The organism is Sphingobacterium faecium (assembly GCF_003054045.1).
Classification (GTDB): Bacteria; Bacteroidota; Bacteroidia; order Sphingobacteriales; family Sphingobacteriaceae; genus Sphingobacterium; species Sphingobacterium faecium.
This window is the reverse complement of sequence record NZ_QBKH01000003.1, coordinates 196,703-208,490: the sequence shown is the minus strand read 5'-3', so window position 1 is coordinate 208,490 and position 11,788 is coordinate 196,703. Positions and strand designations below refer to the sequence as shown.

Genomic DNA, 11,788 nt, shown 5'->3' with positions numbered 1-11,788 from the left:
AGGACGATCATCCAATTGATTAAATAAAATGATCCATACATTTAAAATTTCAGCTTCCCCACTCCAATACTTCTTATTCATCAACAAGTTAGATTAATTCTTCTTGACACAGCTTCCTCTGGGTTCATCTCCTTCTATCAGCACCATTTCAGAATGTAAAAATTTTGCTGCATCAGCTGAATCTTTCACTTTAATCGCACTGCGCACGATCATCTCTTCTTCATAATCAACCAGTACCGCTTTTCTAATACCATCTTTTTTCCAATGTGATGACCCACATGCGCTTGATATGCCTCTCGCTAATGCAAGTGCATCCAGCAGCGCTTGATTTGCCCCCTGCCCCTTAAATGGGCTCATTGGGTGAGCTGCATCTCCGATAAGTGTCACCTTTCCTTCCAACCATTTTGCATCAAGAATTTCTCTATCATACACAGGATAGCCAGAAATCTGAGCTGCCTGGGTCGCAGCTAAAATCTGAGGAATCGGATCATGCCATAGCGTTCTGCGACATGCCTCCTCTTTAAGGGCTTGTGATCCTAGATCGCTCAAGGCTTTAGCTTCATTTTCAGTCATAGGGAAACTAAGCTGCCACATGACTGAGTCCGATGAATAAGGCATGATATAGATGCGTTCATTCCCATTAGCAGTCTGAAACACAGTGGCAGAATCGAGTAAAGGGCTATGAAGATTTTCTAAAGCACTCAAAGGACAGATACCCAATATGACGATACAGCCCAAGTAACGTAAAGGAGCAATATCTTCTCCTATTAACAATCTCCGGACAGAACTGCGAATGCCATCAGCTCCAACCAAAAGATCGGCTTTGGCAGTTTTCACTTCTCCATCAACTTGAAAGCTTAACAAAAGACCATCCGACTCCGTTTCTTTAAAATCTACCAATTGATGATTCCACAGAACCGCATCATGACTACCTAATTGCTCTAAAAGGGCTGAACGCAAGGATTGTCGTGCAATATGCACATTAGAACGCTTATCACCTGTCTTTGTTTTTTCAGGTACCCACTTTCTCATTCCCCATTCACCAATCACTTTTCCGTCAATCTTATGAACGACATGTTTTGTTGATATCACCCCATCCTCTAATGATAGAATGCCTAATCCTGAAATCGCTTTACTAGCCTGCTGCAAAGTGAGACCATAACCTTGAGAACGCGCCTTGAAGTTACGATCACGCTCATAGAGCGTATAAGGAATACCCCGGTGCAGACAAGCTACGGCTAATGCTACTCCACCGATACCGCCACCTATAATAGCAACGTGAGGATAATTTTCATTATTGGCGAGCGGACAACTTGATGACTTTATTAAGCCAGACCCGTTGCAGTTCAAACAAAGAGAGAGATGTCCTTTTGGTTTAACAGGAGCTGTACCATTACCACCCGTTTTTTCAAATTGATCATATGCTGCTTGGTAGTTCAGTCGCATTTTTTTATTAAGCTTTCGACTTTTTTTCCCCCGACCCTGGCATTCCTGACAAATACACCAATTTATTCGTTCAATTTCAGCTTCTTTCACCTGCTTTCTATTTTATTTTGACTGCTATATAATGAGATCTTTTCCACAACTATTACGCATTAAAAAGTTCATTTTCAACAAGATTTACGATAAACTTATACCTATTGAACAGATAATAGTTTATAAGAATAAAACAAATCTAAGACAAATAGTGATTAACAATCCGATAAAAAGAAAACTTATGCGCTAATTTTTATTCAAGTCAATATTGCTATGCTTATCGAGAAGATTTTTGACTTTGTTTTATACTGAAATTTAAAGGAGATAAAATAAAGATCCGTATATTAGACGTACTAAACCCTTTTATTATGCAATACCATTTATTACGATTAAGTGTAAAAACTATATGTATATGCTTATGTTTAACTGTAATCTCCACCCTTTCTTCTGCCCAAAATACATATAAATTCACAGAAGGACTTACAGTAGATATTCCTTACAGTTATGGTCGGGAAGCAATATATACTGATGAGCTGTTGTCACAATATTACCAACATGGACTCCCCCGTCCCATAGTTGGAAAAACATGGGATGGAACTTCAGAAAAATCATTATGGATTGCTGCAAAAGCAGATACAAATGGTTTTTTTAGGCGTCAGCAAAATATGGATGCCAACCTGCAGCAACCCAACAATCCTCCAGGGCCTGGCCGTGTAGCTCAACAAGATCAAACCAGCAGGTCGATGACGACCACTTATAGAGGTCCTCGTCCAAGTTATCTATATCTCACTTATCAATCCGACAAAGTACAGTCTGCATTACTTAATATTAGAGGAAATAGTGCTGTATTAATTAATGGAGAATTGCATACTGGAGATCCATACCGCATGGGATGGTTAAATATTCCAATCCAACTAAAAAAAGGTTTAAATGAATTTTATGTTAGAGGTTCGTCCATCGCGGCACAGCTGAGTTTCATTAAAAATCAACTCATAATTGGTACAGAAGATCTGACACAACCCGATATTGTACAAGGCAAAAATAACCAACATTTACTCTTAGGTATTGTACTCATCAACAATAGTAATAAAGATTTACATAATCTGAAGATACAAAGCAACACAGGAAATCAAAAAGCATCTGTCATCTTACCCGTAATCAGGGCGCAGAGTACTCGAAAAGTAATTGTTCCTATTGATGCCTCAACAATCCATAGCTTAGGAGAGATTCTTTCGGATATTTCAATTTGGAATAAAAGTCAATTGATCGATCAGAAAAAAATTCCATTGAAAAGTGTCAATAGTAATACGCCATATCGGGTCACCTTTATAAGTACGATAGACAATAGTTTACAATACTATGCGGTAAATCCAGCATTGGGCGGCGAAAAATCTGGTGATGCGCTTTTTTTATCCGTTCATGGAGCTGGAGTAGAAGCCATTGGTCAAGCACAAGCATATCAGGCAAAAGACTGGGGAACTCTGGTGGCACCGACCAATCGTCGACCACGAGGATTCAACTGGGAAGATTGGGGGAGAATAGATGCGCTGGAAGTGCTCAGTTTAGCGAAACAAACTTTGCAACCAGATACGCAAAAAATCTATCTAACTGGCCATTCTATGGGAGGACATGGTACTTGGTTTTTGGGAGCAACTTATCCTGACAAATGGGCTGCAATAGCACCATGTGCAGGATATCCAACCTTAAAAGGTTACGGTTCTGCCGACGGATTGATTCCAGAAAAAGGACGAAATGCCTTAGAAAATATATTATTAAGATCTGGTAATCAAAGTGACGTAGTAGCATATGCAACCAACTACAAACCACTTGGGATATATGTATTGCATGGTGATGCAGACCGTACAGTATCCGTAGATTATGCTCGTCAGATGCGTAAGTTATTGGGTACATTCCACCCCGATTTCAATTATTATGAATATCCAGGTGGATCACATTGGTATAGTAATGAAAGTGTAGACTGGAAACCTTTATTTGATTATTTTAAAATACATAAACGAAAAGCTGCCATTGACGTCAATCATATCGATTTCAAAACCGCTAATCCTGGGATATCCTCCTCCTACTATTGGGGTACAGTATATCAACAGGAAAAGCCACTAGATTATTCACATATTGTCCTAACACGAGATCGGGAGAGAGGAACCATAGTCGGCAAAACAGAGAATGTAGAGGTGCTCTCGTTGGATTTAACAGATTTTGATAAAAATGTTGCATTGACTATTGACCTCGATAGTTTAAATACCATTACATACCAAAGGAATACAACGAACGAGTCTTTAATCTTTTTACAAAAAAAAGATCAGATCTGGAACATCATAGCAAAGCCATCATTAGATCAAAAGGGACCACATCGTAATGGTACTTTTAAAGAAGCATTTAACCATGGGATGGTATATGTTTATGGAACCATGGGTACCAAGGAAGAAAATAAGTGGGCTTTAGAAAAAGTACGCCATGATGCAGAAGCCTGGTATTATAGAGGAAATGGAGTATTTGAAATAATCGCTGACCGTGATTTTGAAGCAAATAAATATACGGAACATAACATCATACTCATTGGTAATTCAAAAACAAACAGTGCTTGGGATATTTTATTAAAAGACTGTCCAATTACGGTACTCCCAGGTCAGATCAAAATAGATAAACAAATTTATAATGGAAGTGATCTAGGCGGATATTTTTATTGGAAAAAACCAGGCACACAATCAAGAGCAGTTGGGGTGATTACCGGCACAGGACTTAGTGGTATGCAAGCAGCAGGGGCAAATCAATATTTTGCTGGCGCAAGTGGTTTTCCTGATTATATGTTTTTCAACTTAACTATGTTAAAAAATGGACCGGCAGGAATTATAGACGCGGGATTCTTCACGAATGAATGGAAAGTAAATCAAAAATAAACGAATTGAGAAAGAATAACATTAATTCTTGGCACGAACTTTAATATCTTTAAAAATAAAATCATCAAAAATTTAAAAGTATTCTTTATGAAGATAAAAGTATTGACCCTAAGTTTATTGCTTCAGTTAATAACTCTCACTGTATTTTCACAAACTGCAGCCGGTTTAAAGTCCTTACTGAACAAGGAAGCTGAATTTATTTTTCCTCAAAAACCAGCTAACATTTCGTCTATTTTAAAGACAGAAACTGTTTTTTATGAAGATGCTAACGAAGAAAAATATGCAAAATGGCTTACTCCATCAGGATTAGAACTTTTCTGCAGTATTGGTGAAGATCAAGTCATCAAAGAAATGTATTTTGATATTCCAGATGATAAGTTTTTAATTATCGAAGGCCTCCCCCATAACCTCACTATGAACAAAACTACCCTTCAGGAGTCTATAGCAAAGTTTAATAAATATAGATTAAAAAAGGAAAAGCTAAATGATGGAGCTTTATTTTCTGACGGCACTAAACTGACATTCAAAAAAGGAAAGCACTATACGACATTACTTTTTGATAATAATAATCTTTTAAAATTCATATCCCTTAGCAATGAGCTTATCGATCCTGCAGCGAATTAAGTACCAAATCGTATAGCTATCTTATTATCATGGATAAAATTTTCGCTCAAAGTAGACATTCAAGAGTAATAAAAATTATTACTCTTGAATGTCTTTATATTTAATGGCAAAATTTATGTTCTTTCATGATATATCCCTACCTCTGCCAGTACAACTTTCCCGTTTTTTGGCTTCATATTCAACCGCACTTTTTGACCTATCACAGTCTTAAATTTGAATATCTTGATACGTCCTTGATCTTTTTGCTCAGCAAGGATTGGGTACCACTTTCCGTCTTTAAAATATACTAGATTGTAAACCGATGGATGATCTTTTCCTTCTGTAATCACAATTGTGTTGAATGCTTTTGATCGTTCAAAAGCAAGTTCCCACCATGGACTAGCAGAAGCGGCAGCATTGGACACCCAAGAACTCCCAAAGTTATCGTCATTTGCAAAATCCATAAGATTCATATCGTCACTCCAGCTCGAATTTGTATATGCTTTTAGTGCCATATTACTTCCTATTACAGGACTTTCATAAGCCGGTAATTCCGAATAAGAGGGTTTATTTTTATATAAGTTTCCGATCTCCTGGAGTGCGATCAATGCATTTTTATCAATAAGTCCGTCAGCATTAGGAGCTACATTAAGCATAAAATTACAATAGGCACCATTGTAAGGGATTATGAAATCATTGACAAGACTCTTGACCTCCTTAACGGGAGTTTTAGGAAATGATTTTTTCCAAAACCAATTCTGTTGAAGTGGTAAGCAAGCCATCGCAGGAAGTTTATTATGCTCCTTGGAGATAAACTGTCCAGCACCCTGTTCATATGATTTAATATCTGAATAGAATAATGCATCACCAGGGTATTTCGCAGAATTAAGTTCCATAACCAAACATTGAGGTTGAAGAGATTTAATATGGTAATAAATATCATCAAAAGGAATATCATCATAAGAAATACGAGACCATGGAGCGTCCCAACCGTCAATTACTAATGCATTAATTTCACCGTAATTAGTTAACAGTTCCGTCAATTGATCCTTGATCATCTGAATATGGTTGCTGGTTATATGGTTAGGTCTTATTTCTTGATGCGTATCTAAAATAGAATAATAAAGCATCACTTTTAATCCATTTTTACGGAAAGCACCAGCATATTCCTTCACTACATCACGTCCAAAAGGAGTATTCATCACATTATAGTTTGTGGTCTTAGTATCCCAGATCGGGAATCCACTGTGATGTTTCGTAGTCAGGCAGCCATAAGTCATATGAGCTGACTTTGCAGCGAGAGCCCATTGGTTTGCATCTAATTTAGGAGCATTGAATAAACTTAGCGAAGCATTCGGATCTGACCAATCCTGATCCATATAAGTTGGCATTCCATAATGGATAAACATTCCAAAGCCTAGATTAACAAAATCAAGTTGTTGCTTCCTTAATTCAGATTCTTTTACTTGAGCCACAATCGTGTTTACTTGCATTAAGCCTAGGAGAAGTAACACTGCGGTCAAAAATTTGTTATTTTTCATATGACATCAATAGATTTATAATTTAATTATGCTTCAAAAATAAGCTTTATAATACGCTCAAGTGATTAATAGAAGGATAACGAAAACTTAATAAAAGGTTAATGATGTTTAGGATAACTGAAATTATCCTAGATTTATAATATGATATTAAGACACAATCCCAAATTTTATAAATGGGTGTTATGCTGTAGTTTTTTTATGCTTTGCTTATTGATTGGTTTTTTGGTATTCAACACTTATCAATACAAGGATAAAAATTTTCAAAATATTCAAAAACTGAAGATCGAAAAATCATATGGTCAATATGTGATGAATGACAAACTATTCCCTGGCGGAAATAAACTGTTTCAACAGTTTCTAGAGCCACAGTTATCAAGTCTATATCGTACATTAACAAATAATCCAAAGGCACTACAACAGGAACAACAGCAGGTGCTATCCTCTTTTTTGGGAGAGTTGCGCCGATATCAAAATATGGATATCGTATTTAATGAAATATTAGCAAAACATCATTTGGATACCACATTATCATATAAGTTAGTATTTGATCGATTGGATTTATTATTACCAAATGGACATGATTGGAAGACTTTTTTCCTTAAAGACGACGGAAAGATTAATACGGAAATAGCCGGAAATTTAAAAGAGATAAATAATAATAACAAGATACTCCAATTATCCGTCAGTGTAGCGAGTCATGTCACCTATAGATTTACCTACAGTCTGTATGTCGATTACCCCAACAGAATGACAAGAGTATTGATGGATATGCTCCCTGTATTGTGTTTTTCGATCTTATGTATCTTACTGATTATCACAATTAACTACCTCACCTATCAAAATTGGATCGATCAAAGGAAAGAAACGGAATTAAAAACTGAATTCTTAAATCATATACGGCATGAATTTAATACACCCATCACGACCATTTTGATCTGTTCAGAAACCCTAAAGGAACAAAAGTCCATATTAAATATCGCCGAGATTGGATCTTTAGGCAATGTGATAGAGCGGCAAGCCGATCGATTGAAAACTTATTTTAAACAAATCTTAGAATCTGTCTCTTTGCCAAAACAGAAACCTGATTTAAAACAAGAAGATATATGTTCATTAACAAAAGAATTTTTAAAAGATATATCGCTACGCCATTCAGGAAAAATTGAGGTCAATTATACTCCCCTATCATTATCTAAAAAGATATGGATAGATTCTTCTTTATATTTTTCTATTTTAGACAATCTGGTTAAAAATGCGTTAAAATTCAATCAAAGTGCTTCACCGAAAGTTTCTTTTTATTGGGAAGAGACACAAAATGAGTTAATTTTAAATATTGAAGACAATGGTGTTGGTATCCATCAGGAAGAATTAAAACATATTTTTGAGAAATTCTATCGTTCTAAATCAAGTGGTAAAAAACCAGGTTTAGGTTTAGGACTATATTACGTAAAAACAATTATAGACTTATTGGATTGGGATTTAAAAGTGGAATCTAAGATCGGTAAAGGATCCAGATTTAAATTAATAATAATACAACCATAACCACGCTACGTATGCATGATAAAAACCATTATTTTGATATACTTTTGGTAGAAGACGAACCCGATTTGGGCTTAGTATTATCTCAATATTTGCGATTTAAAGGTATCAGTGTATATTGGAGCCCGTCTGCTGAAATCGCTCTAGATGAGTATAAAAAAAGAATATATGCTTTAGCAATTATCGATATCCAGCTTCCTGATATGAACGGAATTGAATTAGCAAAACAACTTCAAAAAATTAATCAGAATCAGGCCATCATCTTTTTAACTGCCCTTCATGAAAAAATCGACCGAATGAAAGGCTTAGAGCTAGGTGCGATTGACTATATCGGAAAACCTTTTGAAATGGAAGAGCTCATATTAAAAATTAAAAACTTCTTAAAATTAAAGAAAGAAATTCCAATTAAAGTGGCTACTATCGCCCCTGTTTCAGTAGGAAGCATAACCTTTATAAAAGAGCGTATGTTACTTTCAATGTCCAATGGCAAACAGAAAAAATTAACTGTTCGTGAAACTGAAATTCTTGATTTATTAATTAAAAATCAGAATCAATTGGTATTAAAAAAAGATATTCTTTTGCAGTTGTGGGGAAATACAGATTATTTTAATGGAAAAAGCTTAGAAGTGTTTATTTCACGAATAAGGAAATTAGTCGATTCTGAAAAAAACATCAGAATTGATAGTGTCTATGGAGCTGGATATATATTTGTGTATGAAGAATCATAATAAATTACCTGACCGATCTAACAATTGTACTGGAATAGTCGTAAACCTATCCTATTTAAAATTTTAATCAAATTATAATAGCATGTTCTCCAGTCACCCCTAATCATAAACAAGAGATTGGTTGATTATTGAAAATGGGCGATCACAACTATTCAAACGGCAATTACCTCATAAACAATATGATAAAACTTTAACATTTATTTCAGAGTATAATTGGCAAACTATTTGTTGCAACAGCGAAAGTTTTCATTTTGAAAACGCTCACTTAAAATATTTTATAATGATCATGAAAAAAGTAATTCTACCTTTTCTTACTCTTTTTACTTTATTTTTTGCCACGCAGCAAAAGGCAAATGCACAAACACCCTATCGGACAGCTATTGGGCTGGGAATAGATTTGGGCGATGGGGAGACTTTATTTGGCCCTCAGATTAAACACAATTTTGGCGGAAATGACGCAGTAAATGCACAGGTATTATTTGGGGATCATATCACAGTCCTAGGTGTTGACTATTCTTATAACAGACGTATTCAGGGCGCTCGAGGTCTATATTGGTATATCGGTGTCGGTCCTCAAGTATCATTTATCGATTATAACAAAGGATATAAACACTATCACTGGAAAAATGATGACACCCATGTGGATTTTGCGATCCGTCCCGCATTAGGTTTAGAATTTAGAATTCCATCGGCACCGTTAGCGATGCATTTTGACTGGAAACCTTGGTGGAATATTTCACATGACGTTAACTTTGATCCATCAAGTTTTTCTATGGGATTTAAGTTCGTTTTAAAATAATTTTTTTGCTTTATTAAAAAGCATTAAAAAACAAAAACTCCTGATCACTTTTTGTGAAGTTCAGGAGTTTTTGTTTTATACAAGAGTATATCACTTTTGACTCCCAGATTATGAATAGATCAGCATACATACGTTACCGTGATTAACCTGATCTCATCATTATTGATTAAGATTAGATTTTAGACATGCCTCCAAGCGATTTCTTGCAAAAATTTAATCCTACAAGCGCACAAAAATTAATTACTTCGACTAAATCATAAATATTCCTATCTTTACTTAACCTAAAGTACTAATAATGATCGAATTCATGATCATTACGTTATAATTCGCTTCGAAAAGGTCAGAAATGACATCATATATTCAGAGCCGTTCAGAATAATTTAATAAAAAATCAATACAGAAAAAAGAATGACGCCCAATAAAATGATCCCAGTTACTGTACTTATCTTGAACATTCTATTTCCGATCACCATGTTCGGGCAAAGTAATTCGAAACTTTTAGATGGTGCGACCATTGAAGTATTTCATCCTGAACTTAATAAAATAATAGATCCTTTTGTAAAGGTAGAACTGCTAGCAGATGGCATGCAGTGGACGGAGGGTCCCGTATGGAACTACGAAGAAAATTATCTATTATTTAGCGACCCAAGACTTAATACCATATATAAATGGTCATTAAAAAATGGACTTGAGAAATTTCTTGAACCAGCCGGCTATCAAGGCTCTAATATCTATAGTGACGAACCGGGCACAAATGGATTATTGATCAATCAGGAAGGACATTTGATAGCGTGTGATCATGGAAATAGACGTATCGTACAAATTGATCTTAATACCCAAAAATTCAAACCATTGGGTACACATTGGAATCATAAAAGGTTCAGTTCACCAAATGATATTTGTCAACATCAACGTGGTGATTATTTCTTCACAGACCCTCCTTATGGACTTCCGCACAGAGAACGCGATACCGTAAATAGGGAGATTACAGAAAACGGTGTATATCGATTGGATCGTTTTGGAAAAGCTACTCAGATCATCTCCAACCTGACTCGACCAAATGGTATTGCCTTATCTGAAAAACAAGATAAATTATATGTCGCCATCAGTGATCATAAGCAGCCCTTAATTATGGAATATACGCTCAATAATAAATTGGAAGTTGTTAATAGTAAGATCTTCGTAGATTTTAGGTTAAAATTTCCATCAGAACCTATGGCGGCTGATGGAATCAAAGTACAGGCTGGTGGATATTTATTTGCAGCAGCTGGCAATGGAATCGTTATCTTCAATAGCGAGGGATTATTATTAGGCCGGATTAAACTTGGTATTGCTACTGCGAACTGTAATTTCGGCGGAGACGGATACTTGTATATAACTGCATCAGATAAATTATTACGTATTCCGCTCCTAAAGATTTAATGCATGTACTGCAATTTTTCTATATTTATGGTCGATAAAAACTTTCCGATCAGCTGTGCAAAATTTATATTAAACGCAGGATAGAAGGAATAACTCGTGCAGATAAAAAATTACACCAATCAATACACGAATTGTAGTACAGCTTTTATTTCATCAAGATGGATCTTAAAAATTTACAGCAACAAATCGATTTTATTAAAGAAATTGATAAAGTCAAGTACATACAACGAAAAACCAAACTATTTAATAGTGATCGAAATGAAAATGATGCAGAACATAGTTGGCATTTAGCCATGATGGCAATTATATTAGCAGAGCATTCCAACGAACCTATTGATATTCTAAAAGTTGTCAAGATGGTACTCATACATGATATAGTGGAGATCGATGCAGGTGATACCTTTATTTACGATACTCAGAAAAATCATACAAACACCGACGAAGAAAGGCTTGCGGCTAAACGGATTTTTGGATTACTTCCACAAAAGCAGGCAGAAGGGCTCATTGAAATCTGGGAAGAATTTGAAGCAGGACTAACTCATGAGGCGAAATTTGCAAGAGCAATGGATCGCTTAGAACCACTGCTACAAAACACCTCAAACAATGGTGGAACTTGGAATGAATTTGACATTAAGTACAGCAAAGTATACGATAAAAAGAAAATAATTGATGAAGGTTCCAGGACGATATGGGATTTTGCTGAAAAACTAATTGATGAGAGTGTGGAAAAGGGGATTTTAAAAAAATAGGCCCTAAGCAAGGTAT

At 35.6% G+C, this 11,788-nt stretch carries 9 protein-coding genes; 7 read left to right on the top strand and 2 right to left on the bottom strand.

The genetic code is table 11. The annotated features are described in order from the left end of the window. Positions 1 to 93 precede the first annotated feature (93 nt). Complete coding sequence (locus C8N37_RS09040) at positions 94 to 1,446, bottom strand: FAD-dependent oxidoreductase (protein WP_108158621.1); 1,353 nt, start codon at positions 1,444 to 1,446, stop codon at positions 94 to 96. A 398-nt stretch (positions 1,447 to 1,844) separates the two neighbouring features. Here C8N37_RS09040 and C8N37_RS09035 point away from each other — a divergent pair, with 398 nt between their 5' ends. Further along, positions 1,845 to 4,394, top strand: a complete 2,550-nt coding sequence (locus tag C8N37_RS09035; protein WP_108158620.1) for a prolyl oligopeptidase family serine peptidase — start codon at positions 1,845 to 1,847, stop codon at positions 4,392 to 4,394. An 87-nt stretch (positions 4,395 to 4,481) separates the two neighbouring features. Continuing rightward, a complete protein-coding gene (locus C8N37_RS09030) occupies positions 4,482 to 5,018 on the top strand; it encodes a hypothetical protein (protein WP_108158619.1) in 537 nt (178 codons plus the stop codon). A 113-nt stretch (positions 5,019 to 5,131) separates the two neighbouring features. On the opposite strand, the gene C8N37_RS09025 is transcribed toward C8N37_RS09030, so the two are convergent. Beyond that, positions 5,132 to 6,538 carry an alpha-L-fucosidase gene (locus C8N37_RS09025; protein WP_108158618.1) on the bottom strand — a complete coding sequence of 469 codons (1,407 nt, stop codon included), beginning with the start codon at positions 6,536 to 6,538 and terminating at the stop codon, positions 5,132 to 5,134. Between the two features lie 141 nt (positions 6,539 to 6,679). Between C8N37_RS09025 and C8N37_RS09020 the strand changes: the two genes are divergently transcribed. The 5 genes from C8N37_RS09020 (at position 6,680) to C8N37_RS09000 (ending at position 11,772) form a co-directional block, all read left to right on the top strand. Further along, positions 6,680 to 8,077: a sensor histidine kinase gene (locus C8N37_RS09020; protein WP_108158617.1), complete on the top strand. Its 1,398-nt coding sequence runs from the start codon at positions 6,680 to 6,682 to the stop codon at positions 8,075 to 8,077. An 11-nt stretch (positions 8,078 to 8,088) separates the two neighbouring features. After that, on the top strand, positions 8,089 to 8,802 hold the full coding sequence (locus tag C8N37_RS09015) for a response regulator transcription factor (RefSeq protein ID WP_108158616.1): 714 nt from the start codon (positions 8,089 to 8,091) through the stop codon (positions 8,800 to 8,802). Between the two features lie 286 nt (positions 8,803 to 9,088). After that, positions 9,089 to 9,601 (top strand): hypothetical protein, encoded by a 513-nt coding sequence (locus C8N37_RS09010; protein ID WP_108159045.1) that lies wholly within the window; start codon positions 9,089 to 9,091, stop codon positions 9,599 to 9,601. A gap of 408 nt (positions 9,602 to 10,009) precedes the next feature. Further along, on the top strand, positions 10,010 to 11,023 hold the full coding sequence (locus tag C8N37_RS09005) for an SMP-30/gluconolactonase/LRE family protein (RefSeq protein ID WP_108158615.1): 1,014 nt from the start codon (positions 10,010 to 10,012) through the stop codon (positions 11,021 to 11,023). A gap of 158 nt (positions 11,024 to 11,181) precedes the next feature. Then, positions 11,182 to 11,772, top strand: a complete 591-nt coding sequence (locus C8N37_RS09000; protein ID WP_108158614.1) for an HD domain-containing protein — start codon at positions 11,182 to 11,184, stop codon at positions 11,770 to 11,772. Positions 11,773 to 11,788 lie beyond the last annotated feature (16 nt).